This is a genomic window from Kitasatospora sp. NPDC023385, from assembly GCF_055664045.1.
Window position 1 is genome coordinate 195328 of record NZ_JBVOOL010000001.1, and the last position, 20641, is coordinate 215968.

Annotated in this window: 20 protein-coding genes and 1 riboswitch; of the genes, 9 read left to right on the forward strand and 11 right to left on the reverse strand. The window is 71.9% G+C overall.

The features are described 5' to 3' along the window. The first annotated feature begins 59 nt into the window (after nt 1-59). From uraH to AC0B61_RS00870, 4 genes are all read left to right on the forward strand, one after another. Entirely contained in the window at nt 60-395 is a 336-nt protein-coding gene (gene uraH, locus AC0B61_RS00855; RefSeq protein ID WP_471738431.1) for a hydroxyisourate hydrolase, read from the forward strand. A gap of 32 nt (nt 396-427) precedes the next feature. Further along, nucleotides 428-1348: a factor-independent urate hydroxylase gene (pucL, locus tag AC0B61_RS00860; RefSeq protein WP_471738433.1), complete on the forward strand. Its 921-nt coding sequence runs from the start codon at nt 428-430 to the stop codon at nt 1346-1348. 317 nt (nt 1349-1665) lie between these two features. After that, nucleotides 1666-3141 carry a nucleobase:cation symporter-2 family protein gene (locus AC0B61_RS00865; RefSeq protein ID WP_471738434.1) on the forward strand — a complete coding sequence of 492 codons (1476 nt, stop codon included), beginning with the start codon at nt 1666-1668 and terminating at the stop codon, nt 3139-3141. Between the two features lie 69 nt (nt 3142-3210). Then, a complete protein-coding gene (locus tag AC0B61_RS00870) occupies nt 3211-4596 on the forward strand; it encodes an 8-oxoguanine deaminase (RefSeq protein WP_471738435.1) in 1386 nt (461 codons plus the stop codon). Between the two features lie 288 nt (nt 4597-4884). On the opposite strand, the gene AC0B61_RS00875 is transcribed toward AC0B61_RS00870, so the two are convergent. Then, a complete protein-coding gene (locus tag AC0B61_RS00875) occupies nt 4885-5286 on the reverse strand; it encodes an allophanate hydrolase-related protein (RefSeq protein WP_471738436.1) in 402 nt (133 codons plus the stop codon). 147 nt (nt 5287-5433) lie between these two features. Beyond that, nucleotides 5434-7086, reverse strand: a complete 1653-nt coding sequence (aceB, locus tag AC0B61_RS00880) for a malate synthase A (protein ID WP_471738437.1) — start codon at nt 7084-7086, stop codon at nt 5434-5436. Nucleotides 7087-7286: 200 nt separating this feature from the next. On the opposite strand from aceB, the gene AC0B61_RS00885 reads away from it, so the two are divergent. Further along, on the forward strand, nt 7287-8084 hold the full coding sequence (locus AC0B61_RS00885; RefSeq protein ID WP_471738438.1) for an IclR family transcriptional regulator: 798 nt from the start codon (nt 7287-7289) through the stop codon (nt 8082-8084). A 195-nt stretch (nt 8085-8279) separates the two neighbouring features. Then, nucleotides 8280-9098: a hypothetical protein gene (locus AC0B61_RS00890; protein WP_471738439.1), complete on the forward strand. Its 819-nt coding sequence runs from the start codon at nt 8280-8282 to the stop codon at nt 9096-9098. Between the two features lie 130 nt (nt 9099-9228). Here AC0B61_RS00890 and AC0B61_RS00895 read toward each other — a convergent pair whose 3' ends face one another. Continuing rightward, on the reverse strand, nt 9229-10518 hold the full coding sequence (locus AC0B61_RS00895; RefSeq protein WP_471738440.1) for a glycoside hydrolase family 16 protein: 1290 nt from the start codon (nt 10516-10518) through the stop codon (nt 9229-9231). 1 nt (nt 10519) lies between these two features. Continuing rightward, a riboswitch (cyclic di-AMP (ydaO/yuaA leader) is annotated at nt 10520-10685 on the reverse strand. A 389-nt stretch (nt 10686-11074) separates the two neighbouring features. Here AC0B61_RS00895 and AC0B61_RS00900 point away from each other — a divergent pair. After that, complete coding sequence (locus tag AC0B61_RS00900; protein WP_471738441.1) at nt 11075-11404, forward strand: phenolic acid decarboxylase; 330 nt, start codon at nt 11075-11077, stop codon at nt 11402-11404. Nucleotides 11405-11542: 138 nt separating this feature from the next. Here AC0B61_RS00900 and AC0B61_RS00905 read toward each other — a convergent pair whose 3' ends face one another. Further along, entirely contained in the window at nt 11543-12685 is a 1143-nt protein-coding gene (locus tag AC0B61_RS00905; protein ID WP_471738442.1) for an alpha/beta hydrolase, read from the reverse strand. Nucleotides 12686-12966: 281 nt separating this feature from the next. Then, on the reverse strand, nt 12967-13587 hold the full coding sequence (locus AC0B61_RS00910) for a TetR family transcriptional regulator (protein ID WP_471738443.1): 621 nt from the start codon (nt 13585-13587) through the stop codon (nt 12967-12969). 141 nt (nt 13588-13728) lie between these two features. Here AC0B61_RS00910 and AC0B61_RS00915 point away from each other — a divergent pair, with 141 nt between their 5' ends. Next, a complete protein-coding gene (locus AC0B61_RS00915; protein WP_471738444.1) occupies nt 13729-14493 on the forward strand; it encodes an SDR family NAD(P)-dependent oxidoreductase in 765 nt (254 codons plus the stop codon). A 61-nt stretch (nt 14494-14554) separates the two neighbouring features. Here AC0B61_RS00915 and AC0B61_RS00920 read toward each other — a convergent pair whose 3' ends face one another. The 5 genes from AC0B61_RS00920 to AC0B61_RS00940 all read right to left on the reverse strand — a co-directional run bounded on the left by AC0B61_RS00920 (nt 14555) and on the right by AC0B61_RS00940 (nt 17603). Next, nucleotides 14555-14797, reverse strand: a complete 243-nt coding sequence (locus AC0B61_RS00920) for a GNAT family N-acetyltransferase (protein ID WP_471738445.1) — start codon at nt 14795-14797, stop codon at nt 14555-14557. A gap of 135 nt (nt 14798-14932) precedes the next feature. Continuing rightward, nucleotides 14933-15892, reverse strand: a complete 960-nt coding sequence (locus AC0B61_RS00925) for a phosphotriesterase family protein (RefSeq protein ID WP_471738446.1) — start codon at nt 15890-15892, stop codon at nt 14933-14935. Continuing rightward, entirely contained in the window at nt 15889-16332 is a 444-nt protein-coding gene (locus tag AC0B61_RS00930) for a carboxymuconolactone decarboxylase family protein (protein ID WP_471738447.1), read from the reverse strand. Before AC0B61_RS00930 ends, AC0B61_RS00925 begins: the two co-directional genes overlap by 4 nt. 17 nt (nt 16333-16349) lie before the next feature. After that, nucleotides 16350-16955, reverse strand: a complete 606-nt coding sequence (locus AC0B61_RS00935; protein ID WP_471738448.1) for a DUF4865 family protein — start codon at nt 16953-16955, stop codon at nt 16350-16352. Between the two features lie 81 nt (nt 16956-17036). Then, nucleotides 17037-17603, reverse strand: coding sequence for a TetR/AcrR family transcriptional regulator (locus AC0B61_RS00940; RefSeq protein ID WP_471738449.1), 567 nt, complete (start codon nt 17601-17603; stop codon nt 17037-17039). Nucleotides 17604-18015: 412 nt separating this feature from the next. Between AC0B61_RS00940 and AC0B61_RS00945 the strand changes: the two genes are divergently transcribed. After that, a complete protein-coding gene (locus tag AC0B61_RS00945) occupies nt 18016-19008 on the forward strand; it encodes an aldo/keto reductase (protein ID WP_471738450.1) in 993 nt (330 codons plus the stop codon). Nucleotides 19009-19112: 104 nt separating this feature from the next. On the opposite strand, the gene AC0B61_RS00950 is transcribed toward AC0B61_RS00945, so the two are convergent. Next, nucleotides 19113-19784, reverse strand: coding sequence for a winged helix-turn-helix domain-containing protein (locus tag AC0B61_RS00950; protein ID WP_471738825.1), 672 nt, complete (start codon nt 19782-19784; stop codon nt 19113-19115). Nucleotides 19785-20641 lie beyond the last annotated feature (857 nt).

Consider the following 20641-nt stretch of genomic DNA (forward strand, 5'->3'; position numbering starts at 1 on the left):
ATGCGACGCCACGTAGTTGACGCACCATCACCGCTGCCATCAGTAAGGTCACTTCACCCATGACTGGCATCTCCACCCACGTGCTCGACACCAGCCTCGGCCGCCCGGCCGAGGGTGTCCCGGTCGAGCTCGCACTGCACACCGAGGGTGGCTGGCAGGTGCTCGGCACCTCCGCCACGGACTCCGACGGCCGGGTCAAGGACCTGCCGGCCGTGGAGGCGGGCTCGGTCGTCCGGCTGCTCTTCGACACCGGCGTGTACTTCGCGCCCGCGTCCGCCGAGCCGCCGTTCTTCCCCGAGGTCTCGATCGTCTTCACGGTCGCGCCCGAACAGCACCACTACCACGTGCCGCTGCTGCTCAACCCGTTCGGATACTCGGTCTACCGCGGAAGCTAGTAGACCGACCTGGAAGCTCTAGGAGCCACGTCATGGCCCACGTGCTCGGTCAGAACCAGTACGGCAAGGCGGAGAACCGCATCGTCCGGATCTACCGCGACTCCACCCGGCACGAGATCAAGGACCTGAACGTCTCGGTCTCCCTCCAGGGTGAGTTCGAGGACGTCCACCTCACCGGGTCCAACGCCAACTGCCTCCCCACCGACACCACCAAGAACACCGTCTACGCCTTCGCCAAGGAGTACGGCATCGAGTCGGCCGAGGCCTTCGGCATCGTGCTGGCCCGCCACTTCGTCGACGACACCGAGCGCGGCGTCGTGCACAGTGCCCGGATCCGGATCGAGGAGTACACCTGGGACCGGATCAGGACGCCGGACAGCTCGGCCCGCTTCATCGGCTCCGAGGAGGTCGGCCACTCCTTCGTCCGCAACGGCCAGGAGATCCGCACCACCGAGGTGGTCTACGACGGCACGTCCGTCCAGGTCATCTCCGGCCTGAAGGACCTCGTCGTGATGAACTCCACCAACTCGGAGTTCTGGGGCTACATCAAGGACAAGTACACCACCCTGCAGGAGGCGTACGACCGCATCCTCGCCACCCAGGTGACCGCCCGCTGGAAGTACGGCTACAGCGGCCAGGAGGGCGAGGCCCAGCCCAACTGGAACCGCTCCTACGCGCACGTCAGGCGGCACATGCTGGAGGCGTTCGCCGAGACCTACTCCTACTCGCTGCAGCAGACCCTGCACGCGATGGGCAGCCGGGTCCTCAACAACCGCGCCGAGGTGGACGAGGTCCGCCTCGAACTGCCGAACAAGCACCACTTCCTCGTCGACCTGGAGCCCTTCGGCCTCAAGAACGACAACGAGGTCTACTACGCCGCGGACCGCATGTACGGCCTGATCGAGGGCACCGTGCACCGTGAGGGCGTCGTCCCGGTCATCCCGGTCGCCTGACCTCCCCCACCTCCGTGGACTCAGCCCGGAATCGCCGCACCCACCGGCCCCCAGGGGCCGGTCGAGTCCGGGCGGGCCGGTCCATCCGCATCACCGGCATCACCCGCATTACCCGCACAACCGGCACCACCCGTTCCACCAGTTTCTCCACCCCCACCCACCGGAGTTCGTGTCTGCCTCGCGGCGGCCGGCCCGGGGCACTGGAGAGGCCGGCCGAGGGATCCTTGCACCGCCGTCCCGTCCTCGGCCACGACACCACCAGCCGCACTCCAGCGCCGCGGGCGCGCCGGGAGCCACGGGCACAAGAGGGGCTCGACATGGCACCCAGCAGCACCAGCACTACAGACGGCGGTTCCACCCCGGCAAGACCCCCTGGCCCGGACACGTCCACCAGCCTCCCCGGCGAGGAGTCCGGGCCGGGGATCCACCCCGTGGACGAGATGCTGCCCCCGGTGAAGCTGTTCTCCACCGGACTCCAGCACGTCGCCGCGATGTACGCGGGGGTCGTCGCACCCCCGCTCATCGTCGGCGCCGGCGTCGGGCTCTCCCCCGCCGAACTCGCCCTGCTCATCTCGGCCAGCCTGTTCACCGCCGGACTGGCCACCCTCCTCCAGACCCTCGGCTTCTGGAAGATCGGCGCGCGCCTGCCGTTCGTGAACGGCGTCTCCTTCGCGGGAGTCGCGCCCATGATCGCCATCGCCAAGGGCTCCATCGAGAGAACGGGAGGACCGAAGGACGCCCTCCCGGTGATCTTCGGAGCGGTGATCGTCGCGGGGGTCCTGTGCTTCCTCGCGGCGCCGTACTTCTGCAAGCTCATCCGGTTCTTCCCCCCGGTCGTCCAGGGCACCGTGATCACCCTCATCGGGGTGTCCCTGCTGCCGGTGGCGGTCAACTGGGCGCGCGGCGGCTCGCCGGGCGCCCCCGGATACGGCTCCATGCGGGCCATCGGCCTCGCCGCGATCACCCTCGTCGCGGTGGTGCTCTGCAACCGGCTGCTGCGCGGCTTCTGGCAGCAGCTGTCCCTGCTCATCGGACTGGCGTTCGGCACCCTGACCGCCTTCCCGCTGGGACTCGCCGACTTCGGCACGGTCCACGACGCGAAGATCTTCGCGCTCCCCTCCCCGTTCCACTTCGGCGCGCCCGTGTTCGACACGGCCGCGATCATCTCGCTCTGCATCGTCATGGTGGTCTCGATGACCGAGTCCACCGCCGACATGCTCGCGCTCGGCAAGATCGTCGACCGCGAGGCCGACGAACCCACGCTCGCCGCCGGCCTGCGGGCCGACGGACTGGCCACCGCGCTCAGCCCCGTCTTCAACGGCTTCGCCGCCAGCGCCTTCGCCCAGAACATCGGGCTGGTGGCGCTGACGAAGATCCGCAGCCGGTTCGTGGTCGCGGCCGGCGGAGGCATCCTGGTCCTGCTCGGGTTGTTCCCCGTGCTGGGCTCGGTCGTCTCCCTGGTGCCGCAGCCCGTCCTCGGCGGCGCCGGGATCGTGCTCTTCGGCACGGTCGCGGCGAGCGGCATCCGCACCCTCGCCGAAGCCGGCATGGAGTCCACCTCCCACACGATCCTGGTGTCGGTCTCGCTCGGCGTAGGCATCATCCCGATAGCCGTACCGACGTTCTACGACCCCTTCCCGGAGGCCGTCCGGACCCTGATGCACTCGGGGATCTCGGCCGGCTGCGTGATGGCCGTCCTGCTCAACCTGCTCTTCCACCACGTCGGAGCCGCCCGCCGGACCAGAACCGGTCAGGGCTCCGGTGCGACGGTGCCGACGGCGACACCGTCCTGACCGGTCCCGGAGGAGCGCGCCTCGCCCCGACGTGCGCTCCTCCCGGCCCTCCCCCATAGGAGTCACACCATGGCAGTCCAGCCCCCGCCCGCCGACCAGCGGATCGTGATCGAGAACGTCGCGATCGCCACCGTCGACGCCAACGACACCGAGTACGCCCGCGGCCACGTCGTCATCCTCGGCAACACGATCGAATCGGTCGGCGACGGCCCCGCCCCGGCATGGCTGGACAACGTGGTGCGCCGGATCAACGGCGAAGGCCACCTGGTCACCCCCGGCCTGGTCAACACCCACCACCACTTCTACCAGTGGATCACCCGCGGCCTCGCCCAGGACGACATCCTGTTCGACTGGCTGGTCGCCCTCTACCCGACCTGGGCGCGGATCGACGAGAAGCTCGTCCACGCCGCCAGCCAGGGCTCCGCCGCCGCGCTGCTCAAGTCCGGCTGCACCACCGCCTCCGACCACCACTACGTCTTCCCCAAGGGCGGCGGCGACGTCCTCGGCGCCTCCATCGAGGCCGTCCGGGAACTCGGCCTGCGCTTCACCGCGCTGCGCGGCTCCATGGACCGCAGCAAGAAGGACGGCGGCCTGCCGCCGGACCACGCCGTCGAGGAACTGGACGACATCCTGGCCGCCTCCGAAGCCGCCGTGGACACGTACCACGACTCCTCCTTCGGCTCGATGCTGCACGTCGCCATCGCGCCCTGTTCGCCCTTCTCCGTCTCCACCGACCTGCTCCGCCAGTCCGCCGAACTCGCCCGCCGCAAGGGCGTCCGACTGCACACCCACGGCTCGGAGACCGCCGAGGAGGAGCAGTTCTGCAAGGAACTGTTCGGCATGGGCCCGACCGACTACTTCGAGTCCGTCGGCTGGCTCGGCGAGGACGTCTGGATGGCGCACTGCGTCCACATGAACGACTCCGACATCGCCAAGTTCGCCGAGACCGGCACCGGCGTCGCCCACTGCCCGTCCTCCAACGCCCGCCTGGCCGCCGGCATCGCCCGGGTACCCGACATGCTCCGGGCCGGCGTCCCGGTCGGCCTCGGCGTGGACGGCACCGCCTCCAACGAATCCGGCGAACTCGGCACCGAACTGCGCAACGCCCTGCTGATCAACCGTCTGCACGGCTCCCCCACCGCCCTGACCGGACGGCAGGCGCTGCGCCTCGGCACCATGGGCGGCGCCCGGGTGCTCGGCCGGCAGGACGAGATCGGCTCGATCGAGGTCGGCAAGCTCGCCGACCTGGCGCTGTGGAAGATCGACGGAGTCATGCACTCGTCCATCGCCGACCCGGTCGCCGCCCTCACCTTCGGCGCGCTGCCGCCGCTGTCGGTGCTGTTCGTCAACGGCAACGCGGTGGTCGAGAAGGGGCAGCTGACCACCGTCAACGAGGACCGGATCGCGCGCGACTGCGCCCGCGCCGCCCGTGAGCTGGCGGCCCGACCGGTCTGACGCCCCACCGGACTCCGGGAGCGCCCAGGGACGGTGCGCCCCCGGACTCCGCGCACCCGCTACGGGTGCGCGGACCGCGGCCCCGGACCCACGGCGAGGGTCCGGGGCCGCTGCGTTCAGCGATCAGGTTGCGGGTCGCAGGTCGCAGGTCGCAGCGAACAGGTCACAGCGAACAGGGCACAGCGAACAGCGAACGGATAACAGATGACAACTTTCATCATCTGTTATCCGTTCGCTGTCAGTCGTTCGCTGTCGCCCGTCCGCTGCGACCTGTTCGCCGCCCCGCGGTTACGCCTCGCGCCCGATCGTCGCCAGGTAGGCGCGCCAGCCGCCGTGGTGGGTGATCTCCCGGTGCACGCCTCGCTCGACCTCGCCCCGGGCGAGCAGCATGGAGAAGCACGCGGAGCCGTCCTCCAGCTTGATCACGCCCAGCTCCAGCTCGCGCGGCTCGCCGGGCAGGATGACGTCCCGCAGCCGCTCCAGGCTGACGTCGTAGAGCTCGCCCTCGATGGCGGTGTCGACGGCCGGGTCGGCCAGCAGCCCCGGGCAGACGTCCGTCCCGCCGCTGTGGTCGATGGAGAAGAAGCGGTAACCGGGGGCGGTCCGGGCCGGGCCGATCAGGGCGTCCGCGACCTTGGCGTGGAAGGGACCGCCGGCCATCGCCTGGCCGTTGAAGAAGATGCGCGGCATGGGTGGTGAACTCCTCAGCTGGAAAAGGCCGTTCCGTACGGCGTCGAGAGGACAGGTGGATTCGTCGCCGTACGGAACGGAGCAACGGGCCGCCGGAGTGCTACAGCCTGGCAGGCGGCAGCGGTGGCACCGGCGGATAGATTGGGCTCAGCCCAGGAGGGGAAGCGCGGGGAGGGTCAGGAAGTCCGCGAACTCCTCGGCCAGGGCGACCTGTTCGAAGAGCTGGGCGGCCTCGCGCCAGCGGCCGGCCGCGTAGGTCTCCTCGCCCAGCTCGGCGAGCAGGTCGGCCAGCTCGGCGGCGACCAGGGTGCGGACGAGTTCGGCGGTGGCCTTCTCGCCGGTGTCGGACAGCACGACCCCGTTGTGGATCCACTGCCAGATCTGCGAACGGGAGATCTCGGCGGTGGCGGCGTCCTCCATCATGTTGAAGATGCCGACCGCGCCCATCCCGCGCAGCCAGGCCTCGATGTACCGGAGGCCGACCTGGACGGCGTTGTGCAGCCCCGCGTGGGTGCAGGTGCCGCCGGCGCCGGCGATGTCGAGCAGCTGGGCGGGGGTGACCGGCTCGGCGGGGCCGGGGTTGTCCTTCTGGTCGGGCCGTTCGCCGAGCACGGCGTCGAAGGAGGCCCGGGCGATCGGCACCAGGTCCGGGTGGGCGACCCAGGAGCCGTCGAAGCCGTTGCCGGCCTCGCGGTCCTTGTCGGCCTTGACCTTCTCCAGCGCGGCGGCGTTGACCTCGGGGTCCTTGCGGCTGGGGATGAACGCGGCCATGCCGCCGATCGCGTGGGCGCCGCGCCTGTGGCAGGTCTGCACGAGCAGGCGGGTGTAGGCGGCCATGAACGGCGAGGCCATGGTGACGCTGTTGCGGTCCGGCAGGATGTAGTGCTCGCCGGCGTCGCGGAAGTTCTTGACGATGGAGAACAGGTAGTCCCACCGCCCGGCGTTGAGGCCGGCCGCGTGGTCGCGCAGCTCGTACAGGATCTCGTCCATCTCGAAGGCGGCGGTGATGGTCTCGATCAGGACGGTGGCGCGGACGGTGCCGTGCGGGATGCCGAGCTCGGCCTGGGCGTGGGTGAACACGTCGTTCCAGAGCCGGGCTTCGAGGTGGCTCTCGGTCTTGGGCAGGTAGAAGTACGGCCCGGAGTTGGGGTCCTCGGCGCCCTTGGCGAGCAGCCGGGCGGCGTTGTGGAAGAAGTACAGGCCGAAGTCGAGGAACGCGCCGGCCACGGGGGTGCCGTCGACCAGCAGGTGGTTCTCGTCGAGGTGCCAGCCGCGCGGACGGACCACGACGGTGGCGAGCTCGGCGGCGGGCTTGAGGGCGTACGCCTTGCCGGCCGGGGTGGTGAAGTCGATCCGGCCCTCGAAGGCGTCGATCAGGTTGACCTGGCCGCTGACCACGTTCTCCCAGGTCGGGGAGGTGGCGTCCTCGAAGTCGGCGAGCCAGATCCTGGCCCCGGAGTTGAGGGCGTTGATGACCATCTTGCGGTCGGTCGGGCCGGTGATCTCCACCCGCCGGTCCTGGAGGGCGCGGGGTGCCTCGGCGACCTTCCAGTCCGCGGCCCGGATCTGCGCGGTCTCGGGGAGGAAGTCCAGCGTGCCGGCTGCCGCGATCTCGGCGCGGCGGGCCTTCCGCCTGGCCAGGAGTTCCTGCCGGCGGCCCTCGAAGGCGCGATGGAGGCCGACGACGAAGGCGATCGCCTGCGGAGTGAGCACCTCCTCCGCCCGGTGGACGCGAGGACCGGCGACAGTGACGACCGGGGCGGCGGGGGAGGCGCCGGCGGGTCCTTGATCTGCAGCCATGAGCAGGACACTCCTAAGCGGTTGAGCCTGGCAAAGGGAGTTCCGGTGGGAACTTCCTCGGGAACTTCCTCGATCGGAACCCACCTGTCGGCGAGTTCGATTCTGTAAGGTGGAGACTAGTTTCCGCGATACAGAATTTCAACGGTTTGTTGAAGAGGTCGCCGGGACTCTACTCCTCCCCGACAGCGAAGGGAACGCCGGTGGTCGCGACCCCCGACACAGCATCGACGACAGGCTCCGACCGCGCGAGCGGCGGCGTGCAGTCCGTCGAACGCGCCTTCCAACTCCTGGAGGCCCTGGCCGACTCCGGCGGAGTGGCCACACTCAGCGAGCTCTCCACCAGTTCCGGCCTCCCGATGCCGACCATCCACCGACTGGTTCGTACCCTCGTCCAGCAGGGCTATGTCCGCCAGGACACCGCCCGCCGCTACACCCTCGGCCCCCGGTTGATCCGCCTGGGCGAGACCTCCGGCCGCCTGCTCGGCAGCTGGGCCCGCCCCTACCTGGCCGAACTCATGGAGGCCACCGGCGAGACCGCCAATCTGGCCGTCCTGGAGGGCGGCGAGGTGGTCTACGTCGGGCAGGTGCAGTCACGGCGCTCGATGCGGATGTTCACCGAGGTCGGACGACGGGTCCAGCCGCACTGCACCGGCGTCGGCAAGGCTCTGCTCGCCCAGCTCCCCGAGGCCGAGGCCCGCGCCGTCCTCGGCCCCAACCCGCTGGCCGCGCACACCGAGTACACGGTCACCGACCCGCAGGAGCTGATGCGCCAGCTCGCCGAGGCCCGCGAGAGCGGCTACGTGGTCGACGACCAGGAGCAGGAGATCGGCGTGCGCTGCATCGCGCTCGCTGTCCCGGGCGCGCCGACACCCACCGCGCTCTCGGTCTCCGGACCGGAGGCCCGCATCCGGGCCCTGGAGGAGCAGGCCGGGGCCGCCTCGCTGGTCCCGGTGATGCGGCAGATCGCCGCCCGGCTGGGCCAGGTCCTCGCTCCCTGACGTTTCGTCAACCCCCGCTTCCCGCCAGATCGCCACTGGAGGAGGACGGGCAAGGACCGGCGCACAGCCTCCGTCCTCCGTTCGAGCGGACGGCGGGCGGGTTGCGCCCCGGTCGCGGCGGCGGCTCGGCCACCCTGGTGCGGACGCGGCCCGCAACGGCGCGGGCGGCCGGAAACCGAGGGCAGGGTGAGCGGCATGGAGCACCGGGGAGTGCGCGGCACCGTACGGGACGGCACGAGGGGGACGGCTTCGGGCGGGGTTTCGAGCGGGGCCTGGTCAGGCGGGGCCGGGTGGTCCGCAGCGGTGACGGCGGTGGCGGCGGGCTGCGCGCTGGCGGTGCTGTCCACCGGCCCGTCCTGGGCCCTGCGGCGGCCCGAGCCGCGGCCGGCGGTGGAGGTCGTCGCGCCGGGCGCGCCCGAGGCGTCCGTCCTGCCGGCGGTGGCCGACGCGTCGACACTTCCGGCGCCGGCCGAGGCGTCCACGCTTCCCGCTCCGGCTGGGCCGTCCACACTTCCGGCGCCGGTCGGGCCGTCCACACTTCCGGCTGCCGGAGGCTCCGCGGTGCCCGCCGTGGCCGGACCGTCCACCCTGCCCGCTCCGGCGGCCGTGCCGTCCGACTCCGACCTGGCGGTGGTCCGGCTCGATCCGGACCCGGCGCCGCCCGGCGGCACCACGACCGTCCACGCCTTCGTCGCCAACGGCGGCCCGGACACCACCGCATCGCCGTTCACCGTCGTGGTCACCCTGCCGAGGGGCGTCAGCGCCGAGGGCCCGTTCTTCCCCCAGGACTGCAGGGTCCTGGAGCGCGGTCGGCAGGTCCGCTGCGTCTTCGGCCCCGGACTGCCGTCCCTGCGCAGCGCGACCGCGCTCATCCCGGTCCGGCTCTCCCCCGAGCTGCCGATCGGCACGCTCCACGGCGGCTCGGTCGCGGTGCACGGCGCGGACGACCAGGACGGGAACAACGACCGGCAGCCGTTCGACATCACGGTGGTCGCTACGGCTGCCGGTTCCTGAGAGCTGCCGGTTCCCGGACCACGCAGGCCCGGGTCCACGCGGGCCTGGGCCTGCGCGGGCCCGGGCCCGTATGACTGTGGGCCCGTGTGGCTGTGGGCCTGCGTGGCTGCGGGCCTACGCGGGCCCGGGTCTAGCGGTAGACGCGGACGTAGTCGGCGGCCATGGTGATCGGGGCGGTCCCCTGCGGCGCGGGGTGGTACTTCCCCGCGCACACCGACAGGTTGAGGATCAGGTACGCCGACCAGTTGGCGCCGACGCCCTTGCCGTCCGAGAAGACCTTGGCGCCGTTGACGTACCAGTCCACCGAGTTGGCGCCGTAGTAGGTGCCGATGGTCACCCACTGGTCCTTCGCGATGGCGCTCGCGTCGGTGTAGTACTTGGGGTTGCCCGGGTTGACGTGGTTGGTCAGCTCCAGCAGGTTCGGGTTGTCGGGGTGGTACTCGAAGGAGTCGATCTCCCCGTTGCCGTTCTTCCAGGTCCACAGGGCCGGCCAGGCGCCGGTTCCGGAGGGCAGCTTGACCCGGGTCTCGGCGTAGTCCCCGGTCTTGACCTGGAAGCCCTCGCTGGAGCCCTCGGTGGTCAGGAAGCCGGTGTTCCAGGACTGCGTGCCGTCCTCCATGGCCGGGCCGCCGGGCGTGGCGGTGAAGGTGGCGACCCCGTTGGCGACGCTGACGTTGTTCTTGTTCAGCCAGTCCAGCTTGTTGTCGCCCGGGTTGTGGTTGCCGTACTTGTACGCCGTGCTCTTGTCGCCGACCCAGCGCTGGCCCCAGCTGATCGGGCTGTTGAAGTCGTCGGACCAGGTCAGCGCCTTGCCGGCGACCGGCGACGACGGCGCCGGGGTGGTCGGGCTCGCCGTGGCGCTCGGGGAGGCCGTCGGGGTGGTGGTCGGCGTGGCGGTCGGGGTGGTCGTCGGAGACGGGGTGGCCGTCGGGGACGGGTTCGGCGTGGACGTACCGGCCGCGGAGACCACCAGCTGCTGCGCGGGCAGGTTGTGCCAGGCGCCGCCGAGGTCCTGCCAGAAGCCGAACTGGCTGTACGTCCCGGCGGGCAGGGTGCGCGCACCGCTGGTGAAGTTCACCCCGCTCGGGCAGATCTGCACGTTGGAGGCGTTGCCGGGGAAGTCCAGGTTGGCGCCGTGGGCGTCGCGCACGCCCACGCCCACGGTCTTCGCGGTGAAGCAGGCCGAGGAGTGCAGGCCGAGCGAGGCCGCGGTGGCCTTGCCCGCGACCATGGTGGCGGGGGCGAGGCGGTCCTGGGTGACGGTCGGCGCGGTGGCCGCCTGGGCACCGGCGACGGACGGCAGTCCGAGCAGGCCGGCGCCGGTGATGGCGAGGGCCCCGGTGGCGGCGAGCGCGGCGTTGCGGCCGTGGCGGGACGGGCGGGCGTGGCGCGGCGCGTGGCGCTGGGCAGGCTTGAGCATGAGATGACCTCTGCGACGCCTGCGAGGTGAGCTGTCGGGTTCGGGCTGCAGTTGCCCGGCCGCCTGAGGAGCGGCTTCACCCCTAGCCGCGGTCCGTACGCATGAGCGCACGAGCCGGGCGCCGACCTTGGTTCCCCCGCTCCCGTCCGCTGTGGTGCTCGGTGACCCGCCGACGGGTGGACGGGACTCGGCGTCCCGGCGGCGGGGTCCGCGAGGGCGGACGACCGTTGCAGGCTAGGCAGGCCGTACGTGAACGGACAACTCTGCCGGGCCGGTTGTCGTGCAGCTCACAGTGGTGTCGATCAACGACGCTGCGTGGCGGCGGAGTTGGATCAATCCCCGATTGGGCGGACGGCGGGCGGTCGGCGAGCAGGCGGCCAGATCGAAAGGGCCCCTCCCCGGGACGCGCTCCCTGCCGGACGCGACGGTGGCGGATCAGACGGGACCGGACCGTGGCAAAGGGCCGACCGAGTGCACCCGGTCGGATAAATTGGAGGCCTGACATCTTCCGCAGTGCACAAGAGCACCCCACACGGACACGAGGAGCCGCCCCACCATGATCGCGCCCTTGCCCGCCTTCGCCGGCCGCACCTACCTCTTCCGGGCCGACAACGGCGCGGCCTTCCGCAACACCTACTCGGCCGACGGCACTCGGCTGCGCTGGGAGGGCCTCGGCGAGTCCGCGGGCCAGTGGGAGGACGTGCGGCTGCACGTCGCCGAGGTCGCGCCGGAGGTCTACTTCGTCAGCTGGACGGAGCAGAGCGGGATCACCGTCAGCCACGTGATGGACCTTGGCAAGCTGACGGTGCGGGCCTTCTGGACCTTCGAGGGCGAGGGCGGCCGGGTCGGCGAACTGCACACCGGGACGCTGGAGCAGGTGGCCTGAGCCGCGCGACCACCGCACCCCCCGGGGCGTCGAAGCTCTGGGGCGTCGAAGCTCTGGGGCGTCGAGGCTCTGAGGCCTCGGGCTCCGGGGGTGCGGGTCGTTCGGATGCTTGGTCGTCGGGCGGGCCCGGTCCGGCTGTCAGGCGGTCTGGTTCGGCACCTTGAGGTGCTGCGACAGCCACTCCAGGGAGGACGGCAGCAGCGCGCTCCACGTCTCGAAGTTGTGGCCGCCGTTCTCCAGCATGCTGTACGAGACCGCCATCGGGCTCTGCACCGCGTTGACGAAGGCCTCGGTCTCCTGGCGGTAGTTGCCGTCGCCCTTCTTGGTGCCGGCCAGCAGCACGGACGCCTTCGGCTGCGGCAGGTTCTTCAGCCGCCACATCAGGTCGGCCTCGTCGCGGCGCCGCTTGCTGCCGCCGAAGAGGTCGCCCGTGGTCGGGTCGTCGGCGGCCGCGTAGTAGGCGGAGAGGGCCACGGCGGTCGGGAAGACGTCGGGGTGGCGCATGGCCAGCTTGAGCGCGCAGTAGCCGCCGGTCGAGTTGCCCATGAAGGCCCAGGCCTGCGGGTCGGACGACACCCGGAAGCTGGCCTGGATCGCCGAGGGCACGTCCTTGGTGAAGTACGTGTCGGACTGCGGGCCGTTCGGGACGTCCTCGCACTCGGTGTCCTGCGGCAAGGCGGGCGAGGGGCGCATCAGGACCATGACGGTCGGCTGCATCCGGCCCTCCTGCAGCAGCTTGAGCGCCGCACCCGGGTAGTTGAAGCGGGTGATCAGATTCTCGGCGATTCCTGGGAACCCGGTGCTGACGATCACCGCCGGGAACTGCTTGTGGGCGTACTCCGGCTGGAAGTACTGCGGGGGCAGGTAGACGTAACCCTCGGTGGACAGGCGGCTGACCGCGCCGTCGATGCGGACCTTCCGGATCTCGCCGGACTGGCCGGGCTCTCGCCCCAGGGCGCCGCCGCCCTTGACCGAGGCGTGGCCGATCGTCTCCACCAGCAGGCGGCCGGAGGCGTCCGCCTTGTTGTGGATCACCACCGGGCCGGTGTCGCCGGTGCCCAGCAGGTCGTCCCAACTGCTGTAGAAGGCGAAGTAGTTGTTCGCCACCAGGCCGAGCGCGGCGAGCACCGTGAGCTGGGTGGCGAGCAGCGCGCCGATCCGGCCGAGCACCGCCTGCCAGGACTTCCCGGCCAGTCTGGGCCACAGCCAGACCGTGCCGGCCATCATCACGACGGCGATCAATACGGTCAGCGCCAGCACCTTGTGGCTCGTCAGACCCATGTCCTACTTGCTCCCACGCCTCGAACTCCAGTCCCCACCGCTGGGGACATCCGAGGAGGTCACCCCGGTTCCCCGGCCGGGGCGCGAAGGCCAACCCTAGCGGTAGCTGGGAGGAAGCTGATGACGGCCGGGAGGGGCGGGGAACAGCCGGCGAGCGATGGGCGACGGCCGACAATCGACAGCTGACGGATTTCAGACTTCAGGTAACAAGTGACAGATGACAGATGACAGATTTCGAAATCTGTCATCTGTCATCTGTTACCTGTTCGCACGTCCCCGGCTCAGGCCACGCGCTCCCAGAGCCGCAGCCCCGCCGTGAGCTCGCGCATGCATCGCACGCCGAGGTCTCGGGGAGATTCCGGGCCGGTGGCGGGGGCGTCGGACGAGGCCCACTGCTCCAGGGCCACCCGGATCGCCGCGGTCGCCGCCGCGGCGGCCAGCCGGATCTCCAGCGGGTCGGTGTCCGCCGGGCAGCGTTCAGCGAGGACGGCGCACAGCCGCACCTCCGAGTCCGCGTGGACGCGCTGCCAGGTGCCTTCGAGCCGCGGGTCGCGCAGCAGGCTGCGGGTCCACTGCATCATTTCGGCCCCCGCCTCGTCGGCCGGCGTCAGGGACGCGGCCGCCGCGCTCTCCAGCGCCTCGCGCAGCGGCAGGTCCGCCGAGTTCTCGGCGAGCTGGTCGACCCACTGCCGGCCGCCCGCCGCGAGCAGTGGTGCGACGGCGTCCTCCTTGACGGAGAAGTACCGGTAGAAGGTGCGCAGCGAGATGCCCGCGGCGAGGGCGATCTCCTCGACGGTGGTGGCGTCCGCACCTCGTTCGGCGAAGAGCGCGGCGGCGGTGCGGGCGATGTCCAGCCGGGTGGCGTCACGGCGGCGCTGGTTCAGGGTCGGACGTCCGGTCACAGGCTCAGCCTAAGCGCACAGTGCCATGGTGGCGCCACATGCCAAATTGGCGCCATCGGACTTTTTGGCATGACGTGCCACATAGGCGTACCGTGTCCCGCGAGGTCGAGAGACCACGAACGAACCGAACGGAGTACCACCATGGAGCGCTTCAGCGGAAGGAACGTCCTCATCACGGGCGGCGGCTCGGGCATCGGCCAGGCCACCGTGCACCGGATCCTCGCCGAGGGCGGGAAGGTCGTCGCCGTCGACGTCAACGAGGACGGCCTGAGGAAGACCCTGGACCGCGCGACCGCCGACGGCACCGCGGACCGCCTCACCGTCCAGGTCCTGGACATCGCCGACGAAGCCGCCGTCGTCGCGGGCGTGGCCGAGGCGACGGCCGGGCTGGGCGGCCTCGACGTCCTGGTCAACGCCGCCGGCATCCTCCGCTCCTCGCACACCCACGAGACCACGCTCGCGTTCTGGAACAAGCTCCTCGCGGTGAACCTGACCGGCACCTTCCTGATGACCCGCGAGGCGCTCCCCGCACTGCTCGCCGGCGGCAAGGGCGTGGTGGTCAACTTCAGCTCCACCTCCGCGAGCTTCGCCCACCCCTACATGGCCGCGTACGCCGCGACCAAGGGCGGCATCCAGTCCTTCACCCACGCCATCGCCTCGGAGTACTCGAAGCAGGGCCTGCGCGCGGTCTGCGTCGCGCCGGGCAGCATCGACAGCGGCATGACGAACAACCCCGGCCTGCCCGCCGACGCCGACTTCAGCCTCCTCGCCAAGCTCTCCCCCGCCCTCGGCCAGGGCTTCGCCGGCCCGGAGACCGTGGCAGGCGTGATCGCCATGCTCGCCTCCGACGACGGCGCCTTCGTCACCGGCACCGAGCTCCGCATCGACGGCGGCACCCACATGTGACCGCCCGCCCCAAAGCCGACCGACGGGTACCGAACCACGCCGGGCCGCCGGGCCCACCCGGTCATCGGGTCGCAGGGGTGTTGGCGAGGATGACGGCGAGGCGGCGGATGATGCCGCCGGTGATGCGGGCCCGGCGTTCGACCTCCCCGATCAGGCGGTCCGCGACGCCCCGGCCGCGCACCCTCGGGGCGCCCCAGAGCGAGCGCAACTCCCGTACGCCGTCCGGTGTTCCAGGGAGACCGCCGATGAGGCCGACGGGGCTCTCGTCGAGGAACGCGGCAAACGTGGCAAACGTGGTGGGCATCCGGGAGGTCGAAGCGGACGGGCCTCGCGGGCGCGAGCCTTGAGCGACTCGGGGTGCGGCCGCGTGCTCAACCGGTGGGCGGGGCCGAAGTGTTGCTCGGGTTCGACCCTGGGCGGGAGGAGTCGGCCACCGGAGTCACGGGGTGCGCCAGTCGGCCGCGAAGGCGGTGGCCGGGTTGGTGGTGAGGAGCAGCTCGGACAGTTCGGGCCCGTAGGTGCGGGCGAGACGCGGGGCGAGGTCGGTGAGCAGCCGGGTGGGGCCGTCGGCCTGCCGGGCGGTGCGGGTGGTGGTGTCGGCGCCGAGGAGCAGTTGGGCGGCGTGGCCCTTCTCGACCAGGTCGGAGATCACGTCGAAGGCCTGGAGGTCGGCCGGGTGGCCGATCCGGGAGGGACTGTCCAACGCGAGGTAGACGCCCTCGGCGGCGAGGCCGCGGTGCACGGCCTGGTCGGTGAACCGGGTGAGGTGGCCGAGGATGATCCGGTCGGGCCGGACACCGTGCCGGGTGTGGAGCCGGTGGAGGATCCAGTGCGGATCGCCGTCGGGTTCGAGGTGCACGGCGATCGGGGCACCGGTGGCGTGGTGGGCCTCGGCGGCTGCGGCCATCGCCCGACGGGTGTGCTGGGTGGCGGGGCCCGGATCGCACGCGACCTTGATCAGTCCGGCCCGGACTCCCCCGGGCGTGCCGGGCAGTCCGGTGGTGCCGGGCAGTCCGGTGGTGAGTTCCGCGATGAAGCGTTCGGTGAGGTCGTCGCCGGGGGAGGCGGCGGAGCCCGCCGGGTAGTGGGCCGCCTGGTGCACGCCGGTGGCGGCGACGATGTGCACGCCGGTCGCGCGGGAGAGGGCGGCGAGGGAGTCCGCGCCGCGTCCCATGCCCCGCGGGGTCCACTGGACGAAGGAACGGCCGCCGACGGCGGCGAAGGCGCGTAGGACGTCCTCGGCGGCGGCCGGGTCGTCCAACTCCTGGCCGGGGAGCAGCGGACTGCGGATGAAGAGGTGGTCGTGGGAGTCGGTGGCGCCGAGTTCGGCGGGGTCGAGGTCGCCGAGCACGGTGCGGACGGTGCGGACAGTCGGGACAGCGGGGATGGCGGGGCTCATGCCTCGCCTCCGGCTTCGGCGAAGGTCGCGGTCGCGACGCGCAGGCCTGCGAGGGCCTTGGGGACGCCGACGTAGGGGGCGAGGTGGACGATGACCTCGATGATCTCCTCCTTCGTCATGCCGATCCCCAGACTGTTCCGGACGTGATCGGCCAGCTGGGGCTCCACGCCGCCGAGCGCGGTGAGCGCGGCGAGGTTGGCGATCTGACGGTCGCGCAGGGCGAGGCCGGGGCGCTGGTAGGTGCCGCCGAACAGGCTGGTGACGATCCAGTCCGGGAAGCCGGGTGCGACGGAGTCCAGCCCGCGGAGGGTGTCGGCGGCGGCCGGGCCGGCGAGCTCGGCGAGCAGGGCGTAGCCGGCTTCGCGGTCGAGCGGGGTCGGGGTGAGGCCGGTGGACGCCGGCGCCGGCGGCGAGGCGGGGATCATCGGTGCGGGGCTCATGGGGGCGAGGAAACCTTTCACCAGTGGCGGCCGGACGGCAGCCGGTCGAGTTCGGGGCGGGACAGGTGCAGCACCTGGTAGCGGACGCCGGGCACGTCATCGGGGGCCGGGCCGTGCCACAGGGCGAAGCTGAGCAGTTCCCAGCTGCTCGGGTCCACGGCGACGGCCGCCGTGTGCAGGGCCGGGTGCGCGGGGAGATCGGCGAGCGCCCGCTCGACGGCCGCTGCCGGGTCGGCGCCTTCCGGCAGCCGTACGGTCTCGCGGGTGGCGGTGGTCGGGGAGGTCGTCCCCGCCCCGCAAGCGTCGCCCACCTGGCCCGTTGTGCCGTGGGCCAGGCCCGCGCCGAGCCAGTGGCGGACGGCGGGGCGGCCGAAGTCGGCGCTCAGGCCGCGGAAGCCCGGGCCCCAGAGGAAGCCGTTCATGCCCTCGGCGGTGCGCCAGAGGTAGAACGGCGCGTACTGGTTGACCGGCGAGCCCTGCTGCCCGCGCTCGCGGATCAGGTACGCCTTGAGGCCGAGGCCGGGGTGGGTGTCGAGCAGGTGGCCCTTGTCGGCGACGCGCTTGCGGACGATGCCCATGTCGTAGTCGGCGGGGAGGGTGATCTCGTACTGCATTGCGTGCACGGCGGCGCTCCTCGGTCCTGAACGTAGCTGTCCTGCGCATAGGTCGTACCGACCTTGGGCGCAGGGTCTCCTGACGGAAGGTCAGACCGCGCGGTGCGCCGCGAGCAGGCCGAGCGCTCCGCGGACGGCCTGGTCGAAGGGCTCGGCGCTGTTCGCGGCGCGGGCCAGGACGTAGCCGCCCTGGACGACGGCGACCACGGCGGCGGCGGTGTCGGCCGGGTCGGGGGCGGTGGCGAACTCGCCGTTCGCCTGGCCTTCGGCGACCAGGGCGGCGATCCGGCCGCGCAGCCAGGCGAAGGTCTCCTCGACGGGGGCGCGCAGCTGCGGGTCCGCGACCACGTCCGGGTCCTGGGCCATCCGGCCGATCGGGCAGCCACGCAGGACGTCGCGGTCGCGGTGCAGGTACCCGGCGATGCGGTCGTACGCGGTGCCGGGGCCGTCGAGGTCGGCCCCGGCGATGCCCCGCAGTTGCTCGGCACTGCGGCGCAGGGCGGCGGCGGCGAGATCGGGCTTGCCGCTGAAGTGGTGGTACATGCTGCCCTGGCCGGCTCCGGAGCGCTGCTGGATGGCCTTGGGGCTGGTGCCGACGTAGCCGCGTTCCCAGAGGAGTGCCTGGGTGCTCTCGATGAGACGGTCCTGGGTGCTCATGCGCCTACTGTACATACCAATAGGTACAGAAAGCTAGTGGTGTAGGCGGCAGAACCGCGCCGGTGGTGGCTCCGCAGCCCGCCGGGGAGCCGTCATCCGACGACTGAGGGCCGTGCGCCGCCCCCCGGCGGCCACGGCCCCTCGACCGTTCGTCATCCCCCGTGCCGGGCGGTGGCATTCCGGCGCCACCGGTGGCGCGCGTCACGTCACGGGCGGTCGTCGGCGTCACCCCGCCGAGGGGGTGCACGGCGCGTTGCGCGGGCGGGCGCCGCGCCGTCAGCTACCGCTCCCACCGCACAGGTCTCGCACCTCCCCCTCCTCCCGCACGCGCACGATCCCGCGCGAGCGCCAGCACCGGTCAGGTGCCGGGCAAGGGGTTGATCGACCGGCGCCGGCTGGCAGGATGTCCGCCATGAGCTACCTCGCCGCGGATGACCGCTATGCCTCGATGACCTACCGGAAGGCCGGCCGCAGCGGCGTCCTGCTGCCCGCCGTCTCGCTCGGGCTCTGGCACAACTTCGGTGACACCCAGCCGCTCGAGGTGCAGCGCGCGGTGCTGCGCCGGGCCTTCGACCGGGGCGTCACGCACTTCGACCTGGCGAACAACTACGGTCCGCCGTACGGCAGCGCCGAGCGCAACTTCGGCTACCTGTTCGCCCAGGACTTCCGGCCGTACCGGGACGAGTTGTTCATCGCGACCAAGGCCGGCTGGGACATGTGGCCCGGCCCGTACGGCATCGGCGGCAGCCGCAAGTACCTGCTGGCCAGCCTCGACCAGTCGTTGGACCGGATGGGCCTGGACTACGTCGATGTCTTCTACTCGCACCGCTACGACCCGGAAACCCCGATCGAGGAGACGATGGGCGCGCTGGACAGCGCGGTGCGCTCGGGCAAGGCGCTGTACGCCGCCATCTCCAACTACCCGGCGGAGCAGCACCGGGAGGCGGTCGCGATCCTGCGGGAGCTGGGGACTCCGGTGCTGATGAACCAGTCGGTGTACTCGATCCTCAACCGGCACGTGGAGGAGGGCGGCGTGCTGGACGCGGTGGGCGACACCCAGACCAGCCTGATCGCCTACTCCCCGCTCGCCCAGGGGCTGCTGACGGACCGATACCTCTCGGGAGAGGTGCCGGCAGGCTCGCGGATGTCGGTCGGGAAGTTCCTCAAGGAGGAAGCACTGACCGGGCCGAAGCTGGAGCAGCTGCGGGCGCTGAACAAGATCGCCGAGGGGCGCGGGCAGACGCTGGCGCAGCTGGCGCTGTGCTGGGTGCTGCGGGATCCGCGGGTCGTCTCGGTGATCATCGGCGCGAGCAGCGTGACCCAGCTGGACCAGAACCTCGACGCTCTGGCAGGCGGTCCGCTGACGGCGGAGGAGCTGGCGGAGATCGACCGGCTGAGCCGCTGAGATGTTGAGCCGCCGAGCCGGTGGCTCTGCGGCGGACTTCCCGGCAGTGTCGAAGGTCCGGGCAGTCCGCCGCAGCGGAAGCGGTCAACGGGCAGTCGGCGCCGTCAGACGGCGGCCGGGGTGTACTTGTACCCGACCCGACGGACCGTCACGATCGTGTCGCGGTAAGCCGGTCCGAGCTTCCGGCGCAGTCGGGCGACGTGCACGTCGACCGTCCGCCCGTCCCCGACGTGGCCGTAGCCCCAGACCGCGGAGACCAGGTGGTCCCGGGTGTGCACCCGCTGCGGGTGCTCGGTGAGGTGGGCGAGCAGCTCGAACTCCAGGTAGGTGAGGTCGAGCAGCCGCCCGTCGACGTACGCGTTGCGCCGCTCGCTGTCGACGCTGATGCCGCGCCCGACCGTGCGCGCCGGGCGGCCACCCCCCGGGGTCTGAGTACCGGATACGCCGGGCGCGCCGGTTCCGCCGAGGCCGGGCGCGCCGAGGCCGGGTACACCGGCCGCGCCGGGCAGCCCCGGGGCCACCGGCGCCGTCTCGGCCGGCACCAGCACCAGGTACCCGACCATCGGGCTGCCGTTCCTACCGCCGAACTGCGTGCCGTACTGGGCGAGCAGCGCCTGGGGCAGGGCGCCTTGCGGCAGGGCGGCGACCACCGCCGCCCCCTCGGGCAGCGCGGCGAGCAGTGCCTGCGGAGCCGGCGGAAGGACGGCGCCGGGGTGCGGCGCAGCGGTCGTCGGAGCGACCGACGGGCGGGCCGCTCCGGGCCATCGTTCGGCCACCGACACCGGGGGGACGGACGGTCCCGGGACGCCGGCGGCGCCGCGCACGCCCGGGTTGACGGAGGGACCGGAAGGACCGGAGAGACCGGAGGGGACGGACGGGACCGAGCGGACCGCGCGCAGGTGCGGGGTCGCGGTGGGCAGGGGCAGGGTGGCCGTGGAAGAAGAAGACATGGTGTGCCGCTCATTTCGCGCGTGACGGACGGGGTGGAGTCGTCTGCGCGTCGACCGGGCGTACTGCCGGAGCTGGACCGAATCGAACCTGGTCAGCGGGCGGAGAGCCGGGACGCGCTGGGCGAGCCCGGACACGTCTGATCGAACAGGTGCGGCTGCCGGGACGGCCAGAACGGTTCGAGGTCGGGACGACCCCGTCGGCTGTCCGCGGCACGAGTCGCGCGCCCGTTCCACCGTCCGGTCCGTCCACCTCCCACGCACGTCGCGGGGGCCGGACCGGTCGTGCGGGTACGGCCGGCGACGCCGGGGGCAGGTCTGGGGCAGGCGATGTTCACTGGTGGTCTCTCCGCTGGGCGGGTCCGGTTGGTCGGCCGCGGGCACGCCGGACGGCGGTGTCCGCTACGGCCTGGTCGACGGGGTGGCGGTGCGTCGGGCGGCGGCCTGGTGGGCCGGGAATGCCGGGGACGTACCGGAGTTGGGGCGGGCCGGTCAGCGACAACACGCGCTGCAGGTCAGCGCGTGGTCGATGTAGCGGCGGACGGTGAGCACCGCGAGGACAGGGCCCGCCGGAGCGGAACCGGGCCGGGGGGATCCGGACACAGCGGTGGTGATGCGTCGTCGGCCGACGGTCATCCTGCTGCCCTCCCCCTCGTTCCGTGTGCGGCGGCGCACCGGTGCCGGCG

What these genes read in the sequence shown, in the direction of transcription:
- uraH (WP_471738431.1), top strand. Translation starts at nt 60, where the DNA reads ATGACTGGCATCTCCACCCACGTGCTCGACACCAGCCTCGGCCGCCCG.
- pucL (WP_471738433.1), top strand. Translation starts at nt 428, where the DNA reads ATGGCCCACGTGCTCGGTCAGAACCAGTACGGCAAGGCGGAGAACCGC.
- AC0B61_RS00865 (WP_471738434.1), top strand. Translation starts at nt 1,666, where the DNA reads ATGGCACCCAGCAGCACCAGCACTACAGACGGCGGTTCCACCCCGGCA.
- AC0B61_RS00870 (WP_471738435.1), top strand. Translation starts at nt 3,211, where the DNA reads ATGGCAGTCCAGCCCCCGCCCGCCGACCAGCGGATCGTGATCGAGAAC.
- AC0B61_RS00875 (WP_471738436.1), bottom strand. Translation starts at nt 5,286, where the DNA reads ATGCCGCGCATCTTCTTCAACGGCCAGGCGATGGCCGGCGGTCCCTTC.
- aceB (WP_471738437.1), bottom strand. Translation starts at nt 7,086, where the DNA reads ATGGCTGCAGATCAAGGACCCGCCGGCGCCTCCCCCGCCGCCCCGGTC.
- AC0B61_RS00890 (WP_471738439.1), top strand. Translation starts at nt 8,280, where the DNA reads ATGGAGCACCGGGGAGTGCGCGGCACCGTACGGGACGGCACGAGGGGG.
- AC0B61_RS00895 (WP_471738440.1), bottom strand. Translation starts at nt 10,518, where the DNA reads ATGCTCAAGCCTGCCCAGCGCCACGCGCCGCGCCACGCCCGCCCGTCC.
- AC0B61_RS00900 (WP_471738441.1), top strand. Translation starts at nt 11,075, where the DNA reads ATGATCGCGCCCTTGCCCGCCTTCGCCGGCCGCACCTACCTCTTCCGG.
- AC0B61_RS00905 (WP_471738442.1), bottom strand. Translation starts at nt 12,685, where the DNA reads ATGGGTCTGACGAGCCACAAGGTGCTGGCGCTGACCGTATTGATCGCC.
- AC0B61_RS00915 (WP_471738444.1), top strand. Translation starts at nt 13,729, where the DNA reads ATGGAGCGCTTCAGCGGAAGGAACGTCCTCATCACGGGCGGCGGCTCG.
- AC0B61_RS00920 (WP_471738445.1), bottom strand. Translation starts at nt 14,797, where the DNA reads ATGCCCACCACGTTTGCCACGTTTGCCGCGTTCCTCGACGAGAGCCCC.
- AC0B61_RS00925 (WP_471738446.1), bottom strand. Translation starts at nt 15,892, where the DNA reads ATGAGCCCCGCCATCCCCGCTGTCCCGACTGTCCGCACCGTCCGCACC.
- AC0B61_RS00930 (WP_471738447.1), bottom strand. Translation starts at nt 16,332, where the DNA reads ATGAGCCCCGCACCGATGATCCCCGCCTCGCCGCCGGCGCCGGCGTCC.
- AC0B61_RS00940 (WP_471738449.1), bottom strand. Translation starts at nt 17,603, where the DNA reads ATGAGCACCCAGGACCGTCTCATCGAGAGCACCCAGGCACTCCTCTGG.
- AC0B61_RS00945 (WP_471738450.1), top strand. Translation starts at nt 18,016, where the DNA reads ATGAGCTACCTCGCCGCGGATGACCGCTATGCCTCGATGACCTACCGG.